Here is a 24,147-nt window from a genome sequence, read left to right as displayed (position 1 = left end):
GCTGCGGACCAGCCGTGGCCAGGGAACTCGACGCCATCGCCTCCGTGCCCACCACACTCCGCACCGTGGAAACCCTCGTCGCCCGGGCCCTGAAGAAGGTCCGCGAAAACCATGCCCGCCTCGCAGAGCTCTACCGACTCGGGGATCCCGACCTGGCGATCTTCTCCGCCCACGACCCCACCGTGTACGGGAGGGCTCGCGCCGAGGCGTAGTCGGCCGGTGGATGGCGTCGCACCATCGGCCCGGCGGGTTGCGCCGACGGGCCGATGCGGGATCACGAGGTGGGCTTCGGGTCTGTGGTTCAGTCCTTCCCGGCGAGCCGCCAGATCTGGTTCTTCTTGGTGGTCAGGGCGCTGGCCGCGTCACAGGACCATTGGTGGACGAGGGCGCCGGGTGTGGTGGAGATGTTGCTGACGTCGACGCACTTACCGCTGTTCGCGGCGACGAGCTGGTAGTCGTGGCTGTTGCCGAGCGCGGTCACCGCGCGGAGGGCGAACCGCTGGTTGGTGCCGCCGTGGCAGGTCCACTGCTGGACGGCGGCCCCGTTGGACGTCGAGTAGGCGGAGATGTCGAGGCACTTTCCGCTGGAGTGGTTGACGACGCTGTAGGTGTCGATCGTGCCGGTGACGGGGTGGAAGTCGAAGATCTGCTCCTGGCCGCTTCCGCAGGTGTTCTGCTGGTACTGGGTGCCGTCGGCGGTGGACCGGGCGGGGTCTACGAGGCAGAGCGAGCTGTGCTGGGCGACGGCCGTGGACGAGAAGCCGGTCGAGGCGCCGATGTGCAGGCTCTGGGGTGCGAAGGAGACCTCGTCCAGGTGGGGCGCGGAGCTGGAGCGCATGGGCTGTCCGATGTCGGTGCCGCCTCCGGAGTAGACCAGACCGATGGTTGTGCCGTCGTAGTTGTAGAGCTGCGAGGCGGTGAACTTGACCGAGTTCGTGCCCTTGGTGAGGGTCACGGGGACGGTGTAGGTGGCGAACTGGTTCCAGTGCAGGGTGCTGGCGAAGTTGACGCGGGTGGCGTCGCCGCCGTTGACGCTGACGTCGGCGTGCTCGGCGTACAGGTCGGGGTTGTAGTGGTTGGAGGGCAGTTCCTCGGCGTTGGCGTAGCGCATGGTCATGGCGTACGTGCCGGCTGTGGGGGCGTTGACGCTGAGGGTGAGGGAGTTGGCGGTTCCGTTGCCGATGCCGGTGACGACGCCGCCGTTGGCCTGGGTGTAGGTGGTGTCGGCGGCCGCGGTGCCGGCGAGGGTGCCGTCCTCGGCCTGGTAGGTGACGACGTTGCCGGTGGTGACGGGGTCGGTGGCGCTGAACGGGGTGACGGCCAGGTCGTCCAGGGCGAGGGTGCCGCTGGTGCCGGTCACCTTGACCTTGTTGATGCCGGAGTCCAGGTAGACGCGGTTTGTGGCGGTGTACCAGGCGTCGGGGGTCGCGCCGGCGAGGGTCTGGTCGTTGGCGGTCGCTCCGTTGACGGTGAGGGTGGCCTGGCCGGTGTTGCGGTAGCGGGTCGTCAGGTCCGCGTAGCCGTCGCGGGCGGAGTAGACCCAGAACGTGGCGGACTTGCCGGTGGTGAGGTTCGCCGCGCCGGCTCCGGACTGGCCCTGGGAGGTGTAGGTGGCGGTGGCGCTGTCGGACAGGGCGGCCTGTTCGGCCTCGTAAAGAGTGGTGCCCTGGACGGTGGAGTCCTGGTACTGGAGGTCGATCTTGTCGATGATGGCGTCGCCGACGGTGGCCGCGCTGTTGTCGCCGGTGGTGGCCAGGGTGATGGTGTGGCTGCCGGAGGTGAGGTGCACGGTGGTGTCGCTGTGGCCCCACACCACCCACTGGAAGCCCACGGGGATGTCGACCTCGGTCGAGGCGCCGCCGTCGACACGCATGTACACGTTCGTCGGGCCCTTGACGTCTGCGTCCTTGGCGTAGCTGTTGCCGAACACCGACAGGTTGTAGTCGCCGGTGGTGGGGACGGTGACGGGGAAGGAGATGACGGTGGTGGAGCCGGTGCGCAGGCCGCCGACGTCCTTGGTACCCGAGGTGGCGAACTTGCTGACGTTGCCGGTGGTGCCCTCGGTGTTGATGTTGTAGCCGCTGCCGCTGAGCGTGGCCTTCTCGGCCTCGTAGCCGGCCGACCAGGTGCTGTCGGAGGCGGTGGTGCTGCCGGTGCCGCCGGGGGAGACGATGACCTCGTAGGCGGACATGGCGTCGAGGGTGATGGGGAGGGTGATCGAGCCGTCCGAGGCGACGGTGACGTCGGCGTCGGAGAGCCGGGTCGGGGTGGCCGCCGCGCCGATGTAGCCGCTGTAGCGGTCCTGGAGGACGCTGACGTGCACGGTGCTGCCGAAGACGGCGGGGTCGATGTTCTGGATGACCGTGTTGGAGGCGCCGCTGGTGCCGCCCCCGGCGAGGATCACGCGGGCCTGCTTCTTGGCCGTGTCCAGACTGGCCAGGCCCTGGAGGGTGTAGGCGGCGTCGGAGGCCGCCCCGGTGACCTTGACGGTGTTGCCGCTCATGGCGGTGTACCAGTTGTAGAGCCACCACTGGGCGTTGGGGGTGTTCTGGGCGGCGGCGGAGTCGCCGAGGTTGCCGTTGATGTTCCAGTAGGGCAGGTTCCCGTCAACCTTCTCGTCCTCCAGGGCCGAGATCCACTGCACCATCTGACCGGGGTCGGTGAGGTGGTAGCGGTGGGCGTACTCATTGAGGTTGACGGTGATCGGGGAGGTGATCCCCGCGGCGGTCTCCGCCGCGCGGTAGGCGTCGACGGTGCTGCGCACGTCCGCCGGGCTGCCCAGGGTGTGCCAGGTGACGACGTCGGGCAGGCAGGTGTTGGCCTTGCAGTAGGTGAGGAAGCCGCTGAGGGCGGAGGTGGTGTAGCTGGAGACGTTCGGCCCGGCCAGCCGCGCGGCGGGCCAGATGGCCTTGATGAAGTTGTAGGTCTGCAGCCACTCGGCGTTGAAGGCGGCCAGCGCCGTCGAACTGGTGCGCATGCCGCTGAACCAGTTCAGGTCGGGCTCGTTGTACGGGATGAAGACGATGTGGCTCGCGTAGGGGCTGGCCATCGCCTGCTCGACCTGGGTCTTCATGGTCGCCTGGTAGGCCGAGTAGCTGGTGCGTTCGTAGCCGGCGCGGTAGACGTCCGTCATGTAGATGAGGATGTCCCCGCCGCCGCTGTCGACGAAGGGCTCAGCGATCTCCAGGGCGTCCGAGCCGGGGTGCTGCTGTCCGTCCTGGTACTTGGTGTTGGTGGTCTTCAGCCCCATGCCCTCGATGAGGTTGTTGGTCGGCACCTGCGGTCCGTACAGGCCGTACAGCGCTCCGGAGGCGCCGCCCCGGAAGGCCCCGGTGCTGGTGCCCAGGTCGACGGTGAGGGTGGGGGTGGCGGCGGAGGCCGGCGTCGCCATGGTGGTGGCGCCCGCTATGACAGTGAGCGCGAGCAGTGCTTTGGTGACGCCTTGGAGAAGGCGTCTCGTGGTCGAGCGCCTTTGCCCGATTCCTGGCATGTGCTGAGTCCCTTCGGGGATGCGGGGTGGGTCAGGCGTGGGTGGAGACGGCGCCGGTGGCGGTGTCGGCCTCCACCCGGCTGAGGTGGTCGCGGGCGAGCAGGAGGTAGCTGCTGGCGGTCCAGGTGTAGGCGCGGTCGCGCAGGCCCTGGCCGGTGAGCGCGTCGAAGTTCTCGGCGAAGCCGGAGGTCTCGCACATTGCGCGGAAGCGGGCACTGATCTCGTCGGCGAGCCGGACGTGCCCGGCCCGGCGCAGGCCGTCCTCGATGAGTACGGTGGCGGGGGCCCAGATGGGGCCGCGCCAGTACCCGTCGGGTTCGTAGGCGGGCGAGTCGGGGTGTTCGGTTGCCAGGCCGTGCGGGGTGAGGTGTGCTTCGATCCGTGCGGCCAGACGGTCGCTGACCTGCGGGGGCAGGCGGTCGCCCAGCACGATGGGCATCAGGTCCAGCAGGCTGGCGCTCGCGGCGAGGGGGCCGCCGTGCGCCGGTCGGCTCAGGAAGCGCTCGCCGTTCCACAGCTCGCGCAGCAGGGCCTCCTGGATGGCGTCGGCGGTTTGGGCGTGGCGACGGGCGTCCTGCGGCAGGCCCAGCTCGGCGGCCAGGCGGGCGAGTTCGTCGAGCTGGAGGATGAGCACCGAGGCGAGGTCGGCGGTGACGGCGACGCGCGCGGGGTCGAAGGTGGTGGCGTTGTCCCAGCCGCTGTCGTTGCCGTGGTGGTAGTGGGGCAGGGCACTGCCGGGGACACGGCGGGCAGTGAGCCAGAAGTCCGTCCAGAGGGTCAGCCGCCGGTAGGCCTGTTCGAGTTCGCGGGATTCCAGCGGGCGGCCGAGGAACTGCCGGAGGCGGCGCAGGGCCCAGCCGTGGATGGGCGGTTTGACGAAGTTGTAGAGGATCTCGGAGTGGGCGACGGAGTCGGGCAGTGCGCCGCTCTCGTCCTGGTGGTCGAAGGGCAGCTGGAACTGGTCCCAGGCCAGGTCCGGGGCACCGGGGGCCAGGGCGAGCGCGTTGAAGCAGTGGTCCCAGCTCCAGACCTTGTCCATCCAGTGCTTGGACATCAGCACGGCGGGGCGGCGCAGGAACCCGGTGGGCCGGACCGTCGCCGACCACAGGACGTACGCGGCCAGTTCGGCGGCCGGGGTCTGCTCCGACCGCCAGGGGGCCACCGTATCGGCGAAGGTCCGGAAGGCCGTTTGGGCCCGGTGGACCAGCTCGGGGTGGGACACGTCGCTCGTGTACGGGGGCCGGGCGCTGTCCAGTTCCTCGACGGCGGCCTCCCAGGAGGCCGTGGTGCTGTCGCCGGTCAGGGTCAGTGCCCGGGGTGAGCCGCCGAGGGCCTCGGCGCCGGTGACGTCCGTGGCCGTTCCCGCCAGGACGGTGACGCGGTAGCGCCGGCCGGTTTCGTAGGAGGTGAAGACGTGGGAGCCGTCGACGGGGTCGCGGAAGAAGTAGCAGCCGGTGAACGGGGTCAGCGTGGCGTCCGCCGGGGTGATGGACAGGCCCAGGCCGGTGCCGCGGAGCCGCAGGGTGTCGGGGGTTTCGTAGACGGCCTCGATCGTGCTCGTACCGTCCGCTCCGGTCCAGGCCAGTCGTGCGGGGCCGGCGCGCCAGTGGGTGTCGGCGCGGTGTCCGCTTCCGGGCGTGACGGGGGTCAGGCGCAGGACGGGGTGCAGGCCGGTCTGGTGGGAGACCAGGTGCAGGTCGTCCGCTCTGACGTGCTGGGCGATGACCGGGGAGATGCCGAACCAGGACCCGAAGTGGCTGAACGGTATGTCACGGATGTCGAAGGCCGGGCCGTCGGTGGTGGGGGGCATCGATACGTACTCGATTCAGGGAGGAAGGGGCGGGACGGGAGCGGGGTCGGACAGGCCTTAGTCCTTGACCGCTCCGGTCGTGACGCCTGCGGCGACGTAGCGCTGCGCGAGGACGAGGATGAGCGCGGCGGGCAGGGAGGCGATGACGGCGGTGGCCATGATCGCGTTCCACTGCTGGTTGTTGTTGCCGATGTAGTGGTAGATGCCAAGCGTGATCGGCTGATGGGCACCGCCGCCGTCCAGGGTGCTGGCGAAGACGAAGTCGGACCACGACCACAGGAAGGCGAACAGCGAGACGGTGACGATGGAGTTGCGGCTCATCGGCAGCACGATGGACCGGAACGTGCGCAGGTGGCCGGCGCCGTCCATGGTGGCCGCCTGGAGCAGCTCGCCGGGGATGCCGGACATGAACGCGGTGAAGATCAGCACCGCGAAAGGCACCGCCAGCGTGGAGTCGGCGAGGATCAGCCCGGGGACGGTCTGCAGGACGCCGAGGCTGAGGTAGATGGCGTAGAAGCCCATCGCCATGATGATCCCGGGGATCATCTGGGCGGCCAGCAGGAGAAAGCTGAGCAGGCCGCCGCCGTACGGGCGCAGCTTGGCCAGGGCGTATCCGGCCGGGGCGGCCAGTGCCACGGTCAGCACGACCGTGCCCAGGGCGATGACCAGGCTCGTTCCCAGGTACGGCAGTTGGTCGTGCAGGACGGCGCGGTAGCCCTCCGTCGTGCCGTGCAGGGGGAACCAGTCGGGCGGGGACTTGCGGGTGTCCTGGTCGCGGGTGAAGGAGACGTTGACCATCCAGTAGACGGGGAAGAGCATCACGGCCGTGACCAGCACCCCGAACAGGGTCTTCCACCAGGAACGCGCGGTGGGCTTCGCGGCGGTCATGAGTTCTGCTGCTTTCGCTGGACGCGGATGTACACCAGCCCGAAGGCCAGGGCGATGAGGACGAGGAGGTTGCCGACGGCCGCGCCGGGGCCGAAGGAGGGCAGCAGATTGCCGAAGCCGAGCTGGTAGGACCAGGTGGCGAGGGTGGTCGAGGAGCGGGCGGGACCGCCCTTGGTCATGATCCAGATGATGTCGAGGACCTTGAGCGTGTAGATCAGTCCGAGCAGCAGAGTGATCGCGGAGACCGGGCGCAGCAACGGGAAGGTGATCAGCCGGAACCGCTGCCAGGGGCCGGCCCCGTCCAGGGCGGCTGCCTCGTAGAGGCTGGGCGGGACGGCCTGGAGCCCGCTGTAGAGGACCACGAGGTTGAAGGGGACGCCGATCCAGATGTTGGCCACGATGACCGAGGCCAGGGACCAGGTGGGGGAGGTCAGCCAGTTCTGCGGAGCGATGCCGATGCCGTGCAGTACGGCGTTGACCACGCCCGAGTCGCTGTTGAGCATCCAGGCCCAGGTGGAGCCGGACACGATCAGCGGCAGCAGCCACGGCACCAGGAACAGCCCGCGCAGCGTCGCGGACAGCCGGAAGTTCTGGTGGAAGAAGACCGCCAGGCCCAGGCCGATGGCGTACTGGAAGAACAGCGACCCGGCGGTGAAGACGACCGTGTGGGTCAGCGCCGGCGCGAACGTCGGATCGGCCAGTACCTTGCGGTAGTTGGCCAGGCCGGTGAAGGGCGCGTCGCCCTGGACGAAGGAGCGCACCGTGTAGTCGCGCAGGCTCAGGTCGATGTTCCGGTACAGCGGGTAGGCGTAGAAGGCGGCCAGGTAGAGCACCACCGGGGCGAGGAAGCCCCAGGCCGCCCACTGCCGCGACCGGGGTCTGAGCCGCTCCGGGCGGCGCGTCGGGCGGGCCGGGGGTGCCACAGTCGTAGCCGTCGCACCCCGGTCGCGCACCGATCCTGCCTCCGGCAACTGGGCGGTGTTGTTCATCGGCGGTTCGGTCCTCAGCTAGGGCCCTAGTTGCCGGACGCGGCGGACTGGGCGGCCGACAGCGCGGCTTCGGGGGTCTTGGAGCCGGTCAGCGAGGACTGGACGGCGCCCCACAACTGCTCGGAGATCTTGGGATACTTGGTGCCGAGGTTGTCGCTGGTGCGTCCCTTGGCGGCGCGCACGGCCTGGACCCATGTCTTCAGCTTCGGATCGGCGGCGACCTGCTTGTCCTGCACCGTCTTGGTCGGTGCGATGTAGGACAGCGTCGTGTCGGTGGTGTACGAGTTCTCGGCGCTGGTCAGGCAGGAGACGAGCTTGTCCGAGGTGGCGTAGCGCGCGTCGTCCTTCTGGACGGGGACGGTGACGAACTCGCCGCCGGTGGGCGCGGCTGCGGTGCCGCCGTTGCGGGCGGGGACGGCGATGGTGCCGTACTCGAAGCCCGCCTTCTCAGCATTGGCCAGCTGCCAGGTGCCGTTCTCGGCGAAGGCGAAGTCACCGGTGGCGAACTCCTGCCAGCTGGTGGTCTGGGTGTTGTTGATCACCGAGTTCGGGGCGTAGCCCTTCTTGACCCAGCCGGTCCACAGCGACAGCGCGGAGGCGGCGTCGGAGGAGCCGAGGTCGGTGAGCTGGGCGCCGGAGCCCCAGAACCACGGCAGGAACTGGAAGCTGCCCTCCTCGGTGCCGATCGCGGAGAAGGTGATGCCCTTCTTGCCCGTCTTCTTGACCTTGGTCAGGGCGGCAGTGAGCGAGTTCCAGTCCTTGACGGAGGCGATGTCGACGCCGGCCTTCGTCAGGACCTGCTTGTTGTAGTACAGCGCGAGGGTGTTGGCGCCGATCGGCGTCCCGTACACCTTGCCGGAGGTGGTGCCGGCGGCGAGCAGGTTGGGCTCCACCGACGAGGTGTCGAGCTTGTTCTCCGCCGTGGTGGTGAGCACCCCGGCCTCCGCCAGGGTGGAGACCACCGGATTGTCGACGATCAGCACGTCCGGGGAGTTGCCCTGCTGGGCAGCGAGCAGTTCCTTGTTCGTCAGATCGGACGTGTCGAACGCGGTCCGCTTGATCGTGACCCCGGCCCTGCTGCCGCAGCTGTCGATCAGCTTCGCCCAGTCCGAGGTCTTGTCGAACTGCGGGTAGGGGTCCCAGACGGTGTACGTCCCGCCGCCGGCGGAAGAGCTGCTCGTGGGGGAGGCGCTGCACGAGGCGATGCCGCCCACGGCTGCCACAACGGACAGCGACACGGCGATCAGCCGCCGGGGGTACCGCCGCTTGCCGGGGAGGGTGGATCTGTTCATGGTGGATCCCTTCGGTCCCTGCACCGTCGCAGGGCGTGGAGCACACAGGCGCCGTGGACGCCGCTGTGTTGCCGTTCGGTGTCGAACCGGTTCCGCGAACCGGTTCGACAGGACGGTAGGTCCGTCGCCACGCCCGGTCAAGACATATGGCGCGGCAATTTTCCCCTTCTGCCCTGCCAGGGGGTGCCCCGGAGGAGATTCTGATCAGCATGCCGACGTCATCGGTGGGTAGTAGGATGGCGAACCGATTCGAAGCATCGGATACTGCGTACGGTGGTAGCCGGAGGTGTAGGGAGCACATGAACATCGGAGAGATCGCGCGCCGGGCCGGGGTGTCGCGCAGCACCGTCTCGTACACCCTCAGTGGCAAACGTGCCGTCTCCCCGCAGACCCGCAAGCGCATCCAGGACGTCATCGACGAACTCGGTTACCGCCCCAACGCCACGGCTCGCGCCCTCGCCGAGGGCCGCAGTCGCACCATCGGCCTGGTCATCCCCCCGGCCAGCCGGCAGCTCACCCACATGCAGCTCGACTTCGTGGCCAGCGTCGTGGAAGCCGCCGCTCTCGTGGACCTGGACGTACTGCTGTCGCCCTCAGGGGGCGATCACGACCGGTCGTTCGAACGCCTGCTGTCCGAGGGCCGCGTCGACGGGGTGATCCTGATGGAGATCCGCCTGGAGGACTCCCGGGTGAGCCGGCTCCAACAGGCCGGGCTGCCCTTCGTCGGCATCGGGCACACCGCCGCCGACGAGCAGATGTGCTGGATCGACGTGGACTACGCGGGCCTGATCCGCAGTGCCGTCCACCACCTGGCCGACCTGGGGCACACCCACCTGGCCCTCATCAACAGGTCTCCCGAACTCGTCGCCTCGGGCTACGGACCGGGCCACCGGGCCAAACAGGGCTTCACCGACGGGCTGCTGGAACGCGGCCTGCGCGGCGTGGACCAGCCGTGCGGCGACGACGCACGCTCCGGTCAGGCGTGCATGCGCGAACTGCTGCGCGACCAACCGGACATCACCGCGATCGTCACCATCAACGAGGCGGCCCTGCCCGGAATCCAGCACGCCCTGGGCGAGGCCGGCATCCGCGTACCGGAGGACTTCTCCATCACCGGCGTGGCCGCCCGCCGCTGGGCGGAGGACTTCAGACCCCCGCTCACCGCGGCCGACGTACCGGCACACGAGATGGGAGCCAAGGCCGTCACGCTCCTCGGCGAACGCATTCAGGCGCCTTCCACCGAACCCCGGCACATCCTGCTCGCCCCACCCATCTCACTCCGCTCCAGCACCACCCGCGCCCCCTTGCGCCCGCGAACCGGAGCGGGTCGCCCCGCCTCTGCCAGCGCTTCGGACTGAAGACGGCAGGCCCTTCGCGCTGTGCAGACGGACTCGTCATGCAGCAGACCCCCGCGATCGGTGCCGGCCCGCCTGCCTGTCTCGTGATCGATCGATACGGCAACGGACAAGGAATCCCCGAGCAATGACTCTCTACACCGAGCAGGACGGCGTCCTGGAACGGCGCACCCCGTATGAGGTCCTGGTCATTGAGCCGTGGGGGCCGCACGCGGTCCGGGTTCGTGCCCGTGCCCGTGCCCTGCAAGGCCTGGACGACGCGGTCGCCGGGCGCAGCCTCGAGGGCATCGACCCGGCGCTGCCGGGCGCGCTCGACGGCCCGCCGCCGGGCGCCGCCCCGACGGTGAGCGTTCACCCGGACGGGACCGCCCGGATCGTCAACGGGCGGCTCACGGTCGAGGCCGGCGCCGACGGCAGGCTGCGTTTCCTGCGCACCGCCACCGGCCGCGAACTGCTGGCGGACAAGCGCCCCTACACCTGGTATCCGTCGGCCCGCGTGCACGCGCCACTGGGGGAGAGGCGCTACCGGCTCGCGCAGAGCTTCGAGGCTTACCCGGGCGAGCGCTTGCACGGCCTGGGCCAGCACCTGCACGGCCGACTCGACCAGAAGGGACTCGTGGTCGACCTGGTCCAGGGCAACACCGTCGCCGCGATCCCCTTCCTCCACTCCTCCCGCGGCTACGGCCTGCTGTGGAACAACCCGGCCGTGGGCCGCGTCGAACTGGGCGCGGACGCCACCCGCTGGGTCGCCGACGAGGCCCGCCAGATCGACTACTGGATCACCGCGGGCGACACCCCCGCCGAGATCATGGCCTGCTACGCCGACGCGACCGGGCACCCGCCGCTGATCCCCGATTGGGCGTCCGGGTTCTGGCAGTCCAAGCTCCGCTACCGCACCCAGGACGAACTGCTCGCCGTCGCCCGCGAGTACAAGGAGCGGGGGCTGCCGCTCTCCGTCATCGTCTGCGACTTCTTCCACTGGACCCGGATGGGCGACTGGGACTTCGACCCCACCGACTGGCCCGACCCCGAGGCCATGGTCAAGGAACTCGGCGCGCTCGGCGTCCGGCTTGCCGTCTCCGTGTGGCCGACTGTGGAGCCCACCAGCACCAACTACCAGGCGCTGCACGACGCCGGGCACCTCGTAGCCGACAGCCGGGGCGGGCCGCTCACCTTCCCCTGGCCGGCCCGCGGGCACGGGGCCGACCACCAGCCCACCGCCTACCTCGACCCGTCCGTCCCCGCCGCCCGCCGGCACCTGTGGGAACAACTGCGCGCGCACTACCACGGGCTCGGCGTCGCCGCCTTCTGGCTGGACGCCAGCGAACCCGACCTGCCCCCGGAGCTGGCGGCCCGCGCGGTCTACGGCGCCGGCTCCGGCGTAGAGGTCGGCAACCTCTACGGGGTCTGGCAGGCCCGCGCCGTAGCCGAGGGACTGCGGGAGGCCGGAGAGGAGCGGCCGTTCAGCCTGACCCGCTCCGCGTGGGCCGGCAGCCAGCGGTACGGCGCCTCGCTCTGGTCGGGTGACATCGCAACCACCTTCGCGTCGCTGGCCCAGCAGATCCCGGCCGGGCTCAACGTTGCGATGTCCGGGATCCCGTGGTGGAACACCGACATCGGCGGCTTCCAGGGCGGCGACCCCGCCGACCCTCAGTATCAGGAACTGCTGGTCCGCTGGTTTCAGTACGGGACCTTCAGCCCGGTCATGCGCCTGCACGGCGACCGGGCGCCCAACCAGGCCTTCACGGCGGAGATCACCGGAGGCCCCAACGAGGTCTGGTCCTACGGCGAGCAGGCGTACCCGATCCTCAGCGAACACCTCAGGCTCCGCGAACGGCTGCGCCCCTACCTGCACGAGCTGGCGGAGCAGGCGCACCGCGAGGGCGCGCCGGCGATGCGGCCGCTCTTCTTCGGCTTCCCCGACGACGCGCGGGCCTGGGACGTCGAGGACCAGTTCCTGCTTGGCCCCGACGTGCTGGTCGCTCCGGTCACCGAGGCCGGAGCCCGTGCCCGCCCGGTCTACCTGCCAGGTCGCGCCCGCTGGACCGACACCGCCACCGGAGAGGTTCACCCGGGCGGCGTCGAACTCGCCGACGTTCCGGCGCCCTTGGAGCGCATCCCGGTCTTCGTCCGCGAAGGTGCGGCGGTCGCCGCCGCATTCCTGCCCTGACCCGGCGCGCCCGCCACGCTCCACCGTTGCCCCAGCCGACCGCGCGCCGGGACCCCGCGAAGTACGCCCGGCTGGAGCGGGCGAAGGCGACCTGGGACCCGCACAACCTGCTGCGCTCGTTTGTGCGATCAGGCCTGAGACCGTCGTGGGGGCACTTTCGCATCAGCCACACCCGGCTCCCCGGACCAGACCCACTCTGCCCGGCCCCTCAGGACCGCACCTCCTTCTTAAGGCTTTCGTATGCCTGGCTCCGGGGGGAGGCAGACGTCCTCTGATTGCCTCCGATCGCCTCTGCAACCCGTCCTAGCAGGTCACAGCCGGTCCGCCCCGCAGAAGCACAGGTCAGAAAGGTGCGTCAGACGTACCACTGGTTCCTGGCGAAGGCTGTCATGTTAGTCACCAGCGTTGAGTTCCGGCGGCGAAGAGCGGGCTCCGCCGCCGGAACCGGAGCCGGAACCGCTCAGTCGCTCATGGCCTCGCGGACGAGGGCGGTGTCGACGAACTGCTCGAAGCGCACGATGAGCCCGCCGCGTACGACGAAGTGGTGTGCGACGCGGACGTCGATCGGCTTGCCGGTGGCCTTGTTGGACGCGGTGTAGCGGGCGAGGACGACGACGTTCTCGCCGTCGACGACGTAAGTGTCGTCGTGGGCCGCCCAGCCCTCCCAGTCCTGCCCGAGCTTCTCCATGACGTTGGAGGTCACGCCGTCGGGGGTGCGGTAGGTGCCGGCCAGCGGGAAGCCGGCCATCTCCTTCCACTCCACGTCGGGGGCGAGAGTTGCGCGCAGGGCTTCCAGGTCGCCGGCCGCGGAGGCCAGGTACTGGCGTCGTACGACGTCGGCAGGGGCGGTGGAGGTCGCGAAGTCGGTCATGGTCAGCCCCACTTCATCTCGCCCTTGGCGACCTTCGCGCCGATCTGGGCGGCGATCAGCATGCCGTTGTCGGGGTAGCGCTTGACGAGGGCATCGGTCAGGGCGGCGCCGTCGGCGGCCTTGCCGAGTTCCTCCTCGAAGGCGAGGAGGTAGTCGCGGGTGGCGGTGATGGCGGAGGCGTCGGCCGCGGTGTCGGGCAGACGGTGGCCCGGCACGACGAGCTGCGGGTCGAGGGCGGCCATTTCGTCCAGCAGGTCGATCCACGCGGCGCGGTCGCCGGGGGTGGCGGTGTCGGCGACCCAGACGTGCTCCTGCTGGAAGAGCAGGACACCGCCGAGGAGGGCGCGGTGCTCGGCCTGCCACAGGTAGTGGCGGTCGGGCAGGCCGGCCGGGCCGCCCTTGAGCTCGAAGCGGTGGCCCTCCAGGGTGAGGTCGCCGGTCAGCGGCTGCAGGTCGACCAGGCGGGTCGGCAAGTTCGGGCCGAGCGCGGCCCATGCCTTGAGCTTGCCCTCGTAGGAGTGCTGGATGTGCTCGATGACGATCGGGGTGGCGACGAAGACGGCGTCCGGGAAGGCGTCGGCGATGACCTCGGCGCCGAAGTAGAAGTCGGGGTCGGCGTGGCTGACGAAGACGGTGGTGAGCTTCTTGCCCGAGTCGAGGATCTCGGCGGCGAGGCGGTGGCCGTCGGCGCGGGTGAAGGCGGCGTCGACCAGCAGGGCCTCGTTCTCGCCGGTGACGAGGGTGGCGGTCTTGTTCTTGCTGCCGGCCGGGAAGTCCAGGTCGAGGACCTTGAAGGAGAGGGTGCTCATGGATGACTCCTTGAGGGGAGAGGGGGTGGGGACGGGGGAAGTTCAGGGGGTACGAAGGGTCGCCAGCCGTCGGTCGACCTCGTCGGCGGTGGCGTGGCCGTGGGCCAGGGGAGTGACCGAGTGGCCGTCGATGGCCAACAGGGTGGGGAAGCCGGTGACACCCAGCGAGGCGGCCCGGTGGAAGTCGGCGCCCGCCGCCACCCGCACCTCGGACGCCTCGAAGGCGGCGACCACGGCGTCGGCGTCCAGTCCGGCCTGCTCGGCGACCTTCCGGTAGGTCGCCGGGTCGGAGAGGCTGAGGCCGTCCACGTAGAAGGCCCGCTGCAGCGTCGCGGCCAGCTCGGCCGCACGGGCCGGAGCGGCCTGGCGCAGGGCGGCGACACCGCGCGCGGCGGCCTCGGAGTCCATCACGAACGAGCCGTCGGCGATCAGCCGCTCGTACGCCTCGCCGAACTCGGCGCCGGTCAGCTCGGCGATCTTGGCGTTCGCGCCCTGGACGTAGCCGAACTCGCGGATCGGTACGCGACGCGACGCGGTGAACAGGCCGCCGGAGACGACCTCGACCTGCAGTTCGGGGTGGCGGGAGCCGACCTCGCTCAGTGTTTCGGAGAACCCGTGCGACCAGCCGCAGTAGGCGTCGAAGACGTAGACGAGCTTCATGGAAGACCTCGGCAGGGGAGTGGCGCCCGCCTCTTGCGAGCGATTCATCTGACAAAACAGTAACTGACGTGTCAGATATTTCTCCATGCTTGTGAGGTGGGACACACTCCCTGGTCCGCAGCTCAGGGCAGGCGGGGCAGCAGGTCCCGAGCCGTGTGGCTGAGGATCCGGAGATCCTCCGCGAACCGCTTCCGGTCCGCCGCGGGCAGGGGGTCCACGAGGTACCGCTTGATGTTCTCGAGATGCACCCGGGACGCGCGTACGACCGTCTCCTCGCCCACCGCGGTCAGCCGCACCAGCCGCCCGCGCCGGTCGTCCGGATCCTCCGCGCGCTCGACCAGCCCGGCCGCCTCCATGCGGTCCACCAGCCGCGTTGCGCCGCCCGTCGTCAGTACCTGCTCCTGGGCGACGGCTCGCATGGAGAGTCCCGGCTCGCCCGTCCGGCCCAGGATCAGCAGCACCTCGAACATCAGATGGCTGATGCCGCACTCCACCTCGAGGGCCCGGCCGAGGATGTACTCCAGCCGGTTGGCCGCGCCCTGCAGCCGGCCGAAGGCCAGGATGAGTTCGTGGCTTGCGGCTTCCTTCGCCGTCGTGATCTCCGTCTGCTCGCCCATGGTCGCGCCGCCCCTCTGGTCGTCCCGGTACCACCGTACCGATCATGCCTTGGAGGGCCGGTGCGACCGCGGACACAGCTGCTACGCCCCCGGGTGCAGCCCGAGCCAGCCGGGCGTGGGGTCGCCCTTGACCTCGCCGAAGTACAGGGCGAAGGTCTGCTTCCAGCGCTCGACCGCGGCACGGTCGGCCATGAAGCGGGGGAAGCCGTCCACGTGGGCGTTGGGGTACTCCCAGAGCGGCTTCAGGCCCGCCGGTGGGGTGATGTCCGTGCGGACGGACCAGCCGTTGAAGGATCCGTTCTGCATCTCCGTCGACAGTTGCCAGTTGAGGAAGAGCTTGGCGGCCGTGGAGTTCCTGGCCTGATCGAGGATCGCGGTGCGCTGTCCCCAGCCCATGAACGGGTGCCCGGCGCCGATGGCGAACGTGACGGGTGAAGAACCGACCGCGGACCCCGCGGTGCCGACGCCGATCGTCTTCTGTCCGCCGAAGACGGCGTCGCCCGGCGAGTTGCTGCCGCGCCCGAACTGCACGTCCTGCGCCGCGAACCTGGCCACCCAGTCCCAGCCGTACGTGCGGGCGTAGAGCGTGAACAGGTAGAGGACCGCGTCGTCGTCGTGCGGGTAGGCCGAGGCGATCCTGCCCTTCCACTTCGGGTCGACCAGGTCGAGCGGGGTGAGCGGCGTCTTCGAGCCGGCCGTCGCCGTGTCGTACAGGAAGCTGAAGGCGATCGCTCCGGTGGCCACCCAGGCGCCCTGCGGATCCTTGAAGGCGTCGTGGACCTTGGAGAAGCCGGCCGGCTTGTAGTGCAGCAGGCGGCCCTGCTGCTTCCAGCGGTCGAAGTCCTGAAGGGTCTGGAACTGGACGACGTCCGGGACGAGGGTGCCGGTGGCGAACTGGTTGTCGACGCGGACGTCGTGGTACTTGCTGTAGTCCACGATCAGCGTGAGGTCTATCTCCGGGAAGCGGGCCTTGAAGGCCGCCTTGGTGCCGTCCTGCTGGGTGGGGGTGTCGCCGCCGGCATAGACGACGAGCTTGCCGCCCTCCGCGAGTGCGGTCTTGTAGAGCTCGTCGAGCGTACGCGTCTCCTCACGTCCGCCCGCACCGCGGAAACCCGCCGGGGCGGCCGCGGCCGAAGGCGCCGTGGCGCCGAGGGCTCCGACGCCGAGGGCGGCGCCGGTGGCCAGGACATTTCGTCTGCTGAAGCTGGGCACGCTGAGGAGGCCTCTCCGGGTAGGGGGTGGTGGTGAAGCAGCCCGAAACCTGAGCACGGTCATGAGCATCGGGCGCCCCCATCCTGGCGCCGTCACCGTGGATGGGCAACGTTTTCCAAACCTGAAATCCAACATTCAATCGAATGGTTGAACGTCCCCTACGCAGCTCGGCGCTGACGCCTCACTCCGACGGCCGCGCCGTGGACCGGCGCGGCACCAGCGTGGGGGAGAGGATGACCTTGGTCGACGGGCGGCCGCGGTCGGCGATCCGTTCCAGGAGGAGTCGTACGGCGTTTTTGCCCATCTCGTGGCCCGCCTGGTCGACGCTGGTGAGGGAGATCGGGCCGAACGCGGCGAACGTGGTGTTGTCGTAGCCGGCCACCGAGAGGTCGCCGGGAACGGACAGCCCGGCCTCGGCGACCGCCTCGAGTACGCCCATGGCGACGATGTCCGCCCCGGCGAAGACGGCCGTGGGGCGGTCGGCAGCGGGACGGGCCAGCAGCTCGCGCGCGCCCCGGTAACCGCCCTCCTGCGTGTAGCTGGTGGAGATCACGTCGATCCACTCCTCCAGCCCGTGCGCCCGCATGGCCTGCCGATATCCGTCGGCGCGCAGGGCGTTGGGCATCTCCATGAGGCGTGTCGGGTCGGTCTCGTTGTGCTCGATGTGGGCGATCCGACGATGTCCGAGCCCGGCGAAGTGGGCGACGACCAGGGCCGCGCCCTCGATGTCGTCGTCGGCGATGGTGTCGTACACCGGAGAGGTGCCGTGCCGGCCGATGACGACGGTCGGCACCGCGGTGCCGACACTCTCCAGGTGGGCGCGCGACGACACCGGTGCGACCAGGATGATGGCGTCCATGCCGCGGTCGATCATCGCCTCGGTGACGCGGGCCTCCTCCTTCTCGCCGTTGCAGCCCGGCCCCAGGAAGACCTGGTACTCGGTGTTCTCCAGCGAGGCGGTGACGCCGTCGAGGATCTCGGGGAAGAACGGGTTGCGGATGTCGGGCAGCATCACGCCGATGGTGTACGTCTGCCCGCGCAGGCCCCGGGCACCCGCGTGCGGCCGGTAGCCCAGCTCGTCGATCGCACGTCGGACCTTCGTCTGCATCTCCGGGCTGGCTCCGTAGGCGTTGCGCAGCACCTTGGACACGGCGGTCGTCGAGACCCCGGCGTGCTTTGCGACGTCGATGATGGTGACGCGACGAGGCCGTGCCGACGATTCCATCCTGCTCCCTCCCCCTCCGGGAAACGTTGTCGTCGAGTGTACGGACGGACATCGCGGCCCAGCGGGCACTGTCGCAGCCGTGCTTCCCGCACCGTCGTAACAATCGGGCAGTGTGTGCGGCATCTTGACGTCACGCGGGCCGCTCTCTAGGGTCTGGCACACCCGTTGGGCAACGTTACCCACAGGCCATCCCGGGCCGCCCGGACTCGGCGTCGGACCACACCGCCCCATACGCGGAAGTCGGCGGACGGTTCGGCACCACGTCGGTCGAAGCTCTTGTTCAGCGATCTGTTTGAATCGTTTCAAGACAGGAGGCCCGTCGGTGACCCTCGCCCCGCACGAGCAACTCCCGGACCACGACCGGCCTCCGGATCCACAACCGGCGGCTGCACGGGTCCGGCGGGCGCGCACCACCCCGCCCTGGTGGTTCGCGCTGCCCGCGCTGCTGCTGTTCGCCTTCGTCGTCCTGGTGCCGAGCATTCGCGGCGTGTACTACGCGTTCACCGACTGGGACGGTCTGGATCCCCACTTCTCCTTTGTCGGCCTCGGCAACTTCTCGGACATGTTCCGCGACGCCGACGCGGTGCAGGCGGTCTGGCACACGCTGCTGATCGCCGTGTCGATCACGGTCGTCCAGAACGGGGTGGGCCTGTTGCTGGCCCTCGGGGTCAACTCGGCCATCAAGTCCCGCAACGTGCTCCGGGTGTTCCTCTTCGCCCCGGCCGTGATCACCCCGATCGTGACCGCCTACCTCTGGCGCAACCTGCTCGGCCCGGACGGTGCGGTCAACAGCCTGCTGGGCGCGGTTGGTCCGGACGCCTGGCGGCAGGACTGGCTGGGCAGTCCGCGGCTCGCTCTGTGGGCGGTGGTCGGAGTGATCGTCTGGCAGTTCGCGGGCTACTCGATGGTCATCTTCCTGGCCGGGCTGCAGTCGGTGCCCAAGGAGGTCCACGAGGCGGCTGCCATCGACGGTGCGGGTCCCGTACGGCGCTTCTGGTCGGTGACCCGGCCGCTGTTGGCGCCGGCCTTCACCATCAACCTCATGCTGTCGATCATCGGCGGGATCAAGCTGTTCGACCAGGTGTACGCGTTGACGGGAGGCGGGCCGGGGCACGCGACCGACACCCTCTCGACGCTGATCTACAAGGACGCTTTCACGCTCGGCGAGTTCGGCTACAGCATCGCGCTCGCGGTCGTCCTCACGATCGTCGTGGCGGTCTTCTCCACAGGCCAGTACCTCGTACTGTCCCGCAACGAGAGGGCCGCATCATGAACCGCTACCGCCGCCGTACCCTCGTGCTGGAACTGGCGATGATCGCTGTCGCCCTGTTCGTCGGCTTCCCGGTGTACATCCTGGTCAACCTGGCCGTACGGCCGGCGTCGGACACGTCGTCGCCGATCAGTCCGACCACCTCGCCGACTCTGCACAACTTCACCCAGGCCTGGCAACAGGGCGCGCTGGGCGGGGCGTTGGGCAACAGCGTGCTGGTGACGGTGTGCAGTGTCCTTGTCGTGCTGGCCGTCTCGTCGCTGGCGGCGTACCCGCTGGCGCGCGTCACGGCTCGCTGGTCGCGAGGAACATACCTGGGCTTCCTTCTCGGCCTCGTCCTCCCCTTCCAGCTCGCCTCGCTGCCGCTTTACCAGACCATGCGCGACCTCGGCCTGCTCGGCACCCCGTGGGCGCTGGTCCTCTTCTACTCCGGCCTGCAGGTGCCGTTCACCGTCTTCCTCTACGTCGGCTTCCTGCGCGCACTGCCCCGCGACTTCGAGGACGCGGCCCTGATCGACGGCTGCACACCGCTGCAGGGTTTCCGGTACGTGGTCCTGCCGATGCTCAAACCGGTCACGGTGACGGCCCTGGTGCTCAACGCGGTCGCCGTCTGGAACGACTTCTTCACCCCTCTGCTGTACCTCAGCGGCAGCGCCCAGCAGACCATGCCGGTCGCGATCGCCGGCTTCGTCGGCCAGTACGTCACCGACTGGAACCTCATCTTCGCCGCGCTGGTGATCAGCGTCCTGCCGGTCCTGCTCGTCTACTTCCTGCTGCAGCGCAGCATCATCAACGGCTTCGCGGGAGGGCTGCGCGGATGACACGCGAGGCTCACCCGTCCCTCATGCCCGGTGGCTCTTCCCCGAGGGGGACTTCATGAAGACACGCAAACTCCCGGTCCTGGTCGCCGCGGTGACGTCCGTAGCCGTGCTGGCCGCGTGCAGCGGCGGCACAAAGGCGGGCTCGGGCGGTGGCGGTGGCGGTGGCGGTGGCGGTTCCAGGACACTGACGCTGGCCTCGGTCGACCAGGGCTCGGTCGAGGACGTCGTGAAGGCGTTCGAGAAGGCCAACCCGGGTGTCAAGGTCCGCTACACCACCAGCGGTGCCGACCAGTACCAGCAGCAGATCCGCACCCAGTTGTCCTCGGGTACCGCGCCCGACGTGATGTCTGTCTGGCCCGGCAACGGCAACCCCGGCGCCACGTACGTCCTGGCCGGACCGGGGTACTTGCGAGACCTCTCGGATCAGCCCTGGGCTGCCAAAATGCCGGACGCCATCAAGAGCGTCGCCCAGTACGAGGGGAAGACGTACAACGCGATCTTCGGGCAGAACGGCATCGGCGCGGTCTACAACCAGCAGGCCATGGCGAAGGCCGGGCTCACCCCGCCGGACACCTGGACGAAGCTGCTGGCCTTCTGCAAGGCCGCGAAGGCCAAGGGAACCCCGGCCTTCGCGCTGGGCAACCAGGACAACTGGGTGACCCAGCTCGTCCTGTACGCGCTGGTCGCCACGACCGTCTACGGCCACGACCGCGACTTCGACAAGAAGATGCAGGCCGGCCAGGTCACCTTCGGGCAGTCGCCGTGGACCACTGCCCTGGACAAGTACCTGACGATGGAGAGGACAGGCTGCTTCCAGAAGAGCCCGCTGGGCACCAACTACGAAGCCAGCCAGGCACTCGCCGCCACCGGCAGGACGCTCGGCATCGTGCAGGGCAACTGGGTGATCGCCCTGCTCAAGCAGAAGAACCCGAAGGGCACGTTCACCCTCAAGGCGCTGCCCGCCACCGACACTCCGTCCGAGACGCTCATCCCGGCGGCAGCAGGCGCCGGCTACGGCGTCAACGCCAAGGCGAAGAACAAGGACCTGGCGCTGAAGTTCGTGAACTTCGTGATGTCGCCCCAGGGCATGAACCTGTTCGTCAAGAAGCAGGGCGGCCTGCCCTCCCTGCCCGACACGGGCTCTGTGGTGGACCCGTCGCTGGCAGAACTCTCGAAGTTCGTCGGCTCGGACCGCACCGTCCCGTTCATGGACCAGCTCTGGCCCAACGCCAAGGTCCAGCAGACCATGCTCAGCGGCCTCCAGGAGATCTTCAGCGGACAGTCCACGCCCAAGAAACTCCTCGACGAGATGGACGCCGACTACAAGGCCGGTTCCTGACCGCTGCTTGGAACACGTCCGACACCGAAGGGACGAAGGTGTGAGAAATGAGCAAGGCGACGCAGACGGCACGGCCCGCGACGTCCAGAACATTGGACGACCCGGCGGGCATGGCAGGGGAGTCCCCCGGCGCACCGTGGTCGCGGCGACGGCCGGCGCGGCCGTAGTGGCCGGCGCCGTGGGTGGTGGACCAACCGCGCAGGCGGCACCCGCCCGCCATACGGGAGGTGCTGCCGTGGCCGGGCTGACCGTGGAACACCGCACGGATCCCCTCGGTGTGGACGCCGCCCGGCCGCGCTTCGGCTGGCTCATGCGGTCAGCAGCCCGTGGCCGGAGCCAAGGGGCGTACCGGATCCTCGTGGCGAGCTCTCCGGACAGGCTGACCTCTGCCCGCGCGGACGTCTGGAACAGCGGCCTCGTCTCTTCCTCCGACTCGGTGGCCGTCCGCTACGCCGGCAGGCCGCTCGTAGCCTCGACCCGCTATCACTGGACCGTCACCGTCTGGGACGCCGATGGCCGTCCGTCCGGCACCGCATGGTCCTCCTCCTTCTTCGAGACCGGCCTCATGAGCACTGACGGCGTGGCCGGATGGGACGGCGCGCAGTGGATCGGGATGAAGGGGAAGACGCCCGACACGGCCGGGGCGCCGATGCTGCGGAAGGAGGCAGCACTCAAGAGCCGGCGCCAGATTCGCGAGGCGCGGCTGTACGTCTCGGCCCTCGGCGTCTACGAGGCCCACGTCAACGGATGCCGCGTGACCGTTCCGCAGGACGGCGGCACCACGATCGAGCTGCTGGCCCCTGGCTGGACGAACTACGACGCGCGCCTCAACTACCTGACCTACGACGTCACGGACCTGGTGACACGGCAGCCGGCCGTCACCCTTGCCGCAGTCCTGGGCAACGGCTGGTACAACGGCCGCATCTCCGACGGCAGTACCTACTACTCGGAGGACGGCAACGCCTTGGCGCTGAAGGCCAAGCTGCTGATCCGGTATGCCGACGGCACGTCGCAGACGGTCGTCACCAGGCCGGACGGTGGCTGGAAGGCCACCGACACAGGCCCGTACCGCGCCGACGACATCTACGACGGCCAGACCTACGACGCGCGCCAGGAACTCCCGGGCTGGACGGCGCACGGGTTCGACGATGCCGCCTGGTCGGACGTGGAGCGAGTCGCCTTCGAGGACAAGTACCCCGACGTACAACTCCTCGCCTACCCGGGCGAGACCGCACGCTTCATGCACCGCTGGGACCGCCGACCGCAGTCGATCACCGTGGCCACCGGAGTGACCGGACAGGAGGACAGCCCCAACGGCAAGGGCCGCATCGTCGTGGACCCCGCCCGGACGGTTACCGACCCGGCGAAGGCGGCCTCCGCCCCGGTCACGATCGGCAGTGGCGAGACGGCCGTCTTCGACCTCGGCCAGAACATGGTCGGCGTGGCCCGCTACAGCCTGCGCGGCCCGGCCGGCGCCCGGGTCGAGTTCAGGTTCGGCGAGATGCTCAACGACGACAGTGCCGGCGCGGACGGCCCGGTGGGCTCCGTCTACCGGGCCAACCTCCGCAGCGCCAAGGCCACCAGCACGTACATCCTCAAGGGAGACCGGCACGGCGAGACCCACCAGGACTCCCTGACCTTCTACGGCTTCCGCCATGTGTCCGTCACCGCGACGGACACCGTCACGATCACCGGCCTTACCGGAAAGGTCGCCACGTCCGCGATCCGCGAGATCGGCACCGTCACCACCGACGACCCCGACATCAACCAGCTGGCGAGCAACATACGGTGGGGCCAGCGCGGCAACTACCTCTGGGTACCCACCGACTGCCCGCAGCGAGACGAACGCCTCGGCTGGACCGGCGACACGCAGGTCTTCTCCGCGACCGGCCTCTACAACGCCGACGCCGGGGTCTTCCTCAGCCACTTCCAGGACAGTGTCGTCGATTCCCAGACCATCTACGGCATGGACAAAGGACAGTTCACGGGGCTCGCCCCCGGTGGACGGTTCAACTTCCCGGGCGGTGGCAGCGGTTGGGCGGACTGCGGGGTCGTCCTCCCGTGGACGCTGTGGCAGATGACCGGTGACACGACCGTCGTCGAGCGCAGCTGGCCCGCGCTGACCCGCTACCTGGACTGGATCCGGCAGCAGACCGGCGACACCTACGCCGGACAGGGCTCCCTCACCGGCGACTGGCTGGCCCCGCAGAAGACCAGCGCCCAGCTCATGAGCGACGTCTACTACGGCTATGTCGCCCGGCTGATGGCACAACTGGCCCGCGCGATCGGCCGGACCGCGGAGGGGGAGACGTACGACCGGCTCTTCGGACGCATCAAGCAGGCGTTCATCACCAAGTACCTGAGCGCCGACGGCGGCACGGTCACGGTCAAGTCCAGCCTCGGCGACGCCTCCCCGATCGAACCGGGCGCCGACCCGAACCAGAAGACGGAGGACAACAGCCAGACGGCCCTGCTGTGGGTCCTCAAGCTCGGCTTCTACGAGACGGAGGCCCAACGCCGCACACTCGTCGGGCTGTTGGCGGACAACATCGGCAACGACGCGGCCTACAAGGCGGCGCACCCGAACAGCAGCCGGGTCAGATACGCGGAGAACACGCTGTCCGTCGGCTTCCTCGGCGTCAACGTCCTCGCCCCCGTCCTCACCGACCAGGGCCGCGCGGACCTGGCGTACAAGCTGCTCCACCAGGACGCGCTGCCGTCCTGGCTCTTCTCCGTGAAGAACGGTGCCACCACCGTCTGGGAGCGCTGGAACTCGTACTCCAAGGACGCCGGCTTCGGCCCGGTCAGCATGAACTCCTTCAACCACTACGCCTACGGCGCGATCATGGAGTGGATGTACGCCTACATGGCCGGCATCGCCCGCGACCCGGAAAACCCCGGCTTCAAGCGCTTCGTCCTGCAACCCCACATCGATCCCACGGGCAGGATCACGCAGGTCTCGGGCGTCTACGAGTCGCCGTACGGCGAGATCCGAAGCGAGTGGGCACTCGACGAGGCGGGCCGGACCCTGGCGTACGACGCGGTCGTGCCCGCGAACAGCGAGGCGACGCTGCGCCTTCCGGCCGCCTCCGCCGATGCCGTCCGCGAAGGACGAACGCCCCTGTCAGGAGTGGACGGGGTGCGTTTCGTCGGCCACGCGGACGGGGTGTTCTCGTACCGGATCCCGTCCGGCCGGTACCACCTGACCACGCGGCTGCACTGAGCAGCGGGGCGCGATGCAGACGGAGTGACCGGTCTGCGGTACCACTACCGGCAGACCGGTCAGCCGACTCATGCTGCGTCGACCGTGGTTGGCCGCACATCGGCTG

General features: G+C 69.4%; 18 protein-coding genes. 7 read left to right on the top strand and 11 right to left on the bottom strand.

Features of this window, described 5'->3' with window-relative positions:
• Positions 1-14: 14 nt before the first annotated feature.
• Positions 15-212, top strand: a complete 198-nt coding sequence (locus OG607_RS02330; RefSeq protein ID WP_405718048.1) for a hypothetical protein — start codon at positions 15-17, stop codon at positions 210-212.
• Positions 213-301: 89 nt separating this feature from the next.
• Here OG607_RS02330 and OG607_RS02325 read toward each other — a convergent pair whose 3' ends face one another.
• The 5 genes from OG607_RS02325 to OG607_RS02305 are packed head-to-tail and all read right to left on the bottom strand — an operon-like array spanning position 302 to position 8,469.
• On the bottom strand, positions 302-3,490 hold the full coding sequence (locus tag OG607_RS02325) for an RICIN domain-containing protein (RefSeq protein ID WP_405718046.1): 3,189 nt from the start codon (positions 3,488-3,490) through the stop codon (positions 302-304).
• A 31-nt stretch (positions 3,491-3,521) separates the two neighbouring features.
• Complete coding sequence (locus OG607_RS02320) at positions 3,522-5,300, bottom strand: amylo-alpha-1,6-glucosidase (RefSeq protein WP_405718044.1); 1,779 nt, start codon at positions 5,298-5,300, stop codon at positions 3,522-3,524.
• A 57-nt stretch (positions 5,301-5,357) separates the two neighbouring features.
• Positions 5,358-6,188, bottom strand: a complete 831-nt coding sequence (locus tag OG607_RS02315; protein WP_405718042.1) for a carbohydrate ABC transporter permease — start codon at positions 6,186-6,188, stop codon at positions 5,358-5,360.
• Positions 6,185-7,177 (bottom strand): carbohydrate ABC transporter permease, encoded by a 993-nt coding sequence (locus OG607_RS02310; protein ID WP_405718039.1) that lies wholly within the window; start codon positions 7,175-7,177, stop codon positions 6,185-6,187. The genes OG607_RS02315 and OG607_RS02310 overlap by 4 nt, the downstream gene beginning before the upstream one ends.
• Before the next feature lie 26 nt (positions 7,178-7,203).
• Entirely contained in the window at positions 7,204-8,469 is a 1,266-nt protein-coding gene (locus OG607_RS02305; RefSeq protein WP_405718036.1) for an extracellular solute-binding protein, read from the bottom strand.
• Positions 8,470-8,768: 299 nt separating this feature from the next.
• On the opposite strand from OG607_RS02305, the gene OG607_RS02300 reads away from it, so the two are divergent.
• Positions 8,769-9,827, top strand: coding sequence for a LacI family DNA-binding transcriptional regulator (locus tag OG607_RS02300; protein WP_405718033.1), 1,059 nt, complete (start codon positions 8,769-8,771; stop codon positions 9,825-9,827).
• Between the two features lie 124 nt (positions 9,828-9,951).
• Positions 9,952-11,994 carry a TIM-barrel domain-containing protein gene (locus OG607_RS02295; RefSeq protein ID WP_405718031.1) on the top strand — a complete coding sequence of 681 codons (2,043 nt, stop codon included), beginning with the start codon at positions 9,952-9,954 and terminating at the stop codon, positions 11,992-11,994.
• Positions 11,995-12,454: 460 nt separating this feature from the next.
• Here the strand turns inward: OG607_RS02295 and OG607_RS02290 are convergent, their stop codons facing one another.
• From OG607_RS02290 to OG607_RS02265, 6 genes are all read right to left on the bottom strand, one after another.
• The gene (locus OG607_RS02290) at positions 12,455-12,865 is read right to left on the bottom strand and encodes a nuclear transport factor 2 family protein (RefSeq protein WP_405718029.1); all 411 of its coding nucleotides are present in this window, start codon (positions 12,863-12,865) and stop codon (positions 12,455-12,457) included.
• A 2-nt stretch (positions 12,866-12,867) separates the two neighbouring features.
• Positions 12,868-13,674 (bottom strand): MBL fold metallo-hydrolase, encoded by an 807-nt coding sequence (locus OG607_RS02285; RefSeq protein WP_405718026.1) that lies wholly within the window; start codon positions 13,672-13,674, stop codon positions 12,868-12,870.
• A 42-nt stretch (positions 13,675-13,716) separates the two neighbouring features.
• On the bottom strand, positions 13,717-14,334 hold the full coding sequence (locus OG607_RS02280; RefSeq protein WP_405736491.1) for a DsbA family protein: 618 nt from the start codon (positions 14,332-14,334) through the stop codon (positions 13,717-13,719).
• 122 nt (positions 14,335-14,456) lie between these two features.
• Entirely contained in the window at positions 14,457-14,951 is a 495-nt protein-coding gene (locus OG607_RS02275) for a MarR family winged helix-turn-helix transcriptional regulator (RefSeq protein WP_405718023.1), read from the bottom strand.
• Positions 14,952-15,032: 81 nt separating this feature from the next.
• Positions 15,033-16,163, bottom strand: coding sequence for an ABC transporter substrate-binding protein (locus tag OG607_RS02270; RefSeq protein ID WP_405718021.1), 1,131 nt, complete (start codon positions 16,161-16,163; stop codon positions 15,033-15,035).
• Positions 16,164-16,344: 181 nt separating this feature from the next.
• Positions 16,345-17,388 carry a LacI family DNA-binding transcriptional regulator gene (locus OG607_RS02265; RefSeq protein ID WP_405718018.1) on the bottom strand — a complete coding sequence of 348 codons (1,044 nt, stop codon included), beginning with the start codon at positions 17,386-17,388 and terminating at the stop codon, positions 16,345-16,347.
• A gap of 322 nt (positions 17,389-17,710) precedes the next feature.
• Here OG607_RS02265 and OG607_RS02260 point away from each other — a divergent pair, with 322 nt between their 5' ends.
• The 4 genes from OG607_RS02260 to OG607_RS02245 all read left to right on the top strand — a co-directional run bounded on the left by OG607_RS02260 (position 17,711) and on the right by OG607_RS02245 (position 24,041).
• Positions 17,711-18,661 carry a carbohydrate ABC transporter permease gene (locus tag OG607_RS02260; protein WP_405718016.1) on the top strand — a complete coding sequence of 317 codons (951 nt, stop codon included), beginning with the start codon at positions 17,711-17,713 and terminating at the stop codon, positions 18,659-18,661.
• Positions 18,658-19,479 carry a carbohydrate ABC transporter permease gene (locus OG607_RS02255; protein ID WP_405718013.1) on the top strand — a complete coding sequence of 274 codons (822 nt, stop codon included), beginning with the start codon at positions 18,658-18,660 and terminating at the stop codon, positions 19,477-19,479. Before OG607_RS02260 ends, OG607_RS02255 begins: the two co-directional genes overlap by 4 nt.
• 55 nt (positions 19,480-19,534) lie before the next feature.
• Positions 19,535-20,818 (top strand): ABC transporter substrate-binding protein, encoded by a 1,284-nt coding sequence (locus tag OG607_RS02250; RefSeq protein ID WP_405718010.1) that lies wholly within the window; start codon positions 19,535-19,537, stop codon positions 20,816-20,818.
• A gap of 136 nt (positions 20,819-20,954) precedes the next feature.
• Positions 20,955-24,041: a family 78 glycoside hydrolase catalytic domain gene (locus OG607_RS02245; RefSeq protein ID WP_405736488.1), complete on the top strand. Its 3,087-nt coding sequence runs from the start codon at positions 20,955-20,957 to the stop codon at positions 24,039-24,041.
• The last annotated feature ends 106 nt before the right edge of the window (positions 24,042-24,147 follow it).

The organism is Streptomyces sp. NBC_01537 (assembly GCF_045040445.1).
Taxonomy (GTDB): domain Bacteria; phylum Actinomycetota; class Actinomycetes; order Streptomycetales; family Streptomycetaceae; genus Actinacidiphila.
This window is presented reverse-complemented; position numbering and strand designations above follow the sequence as displayed.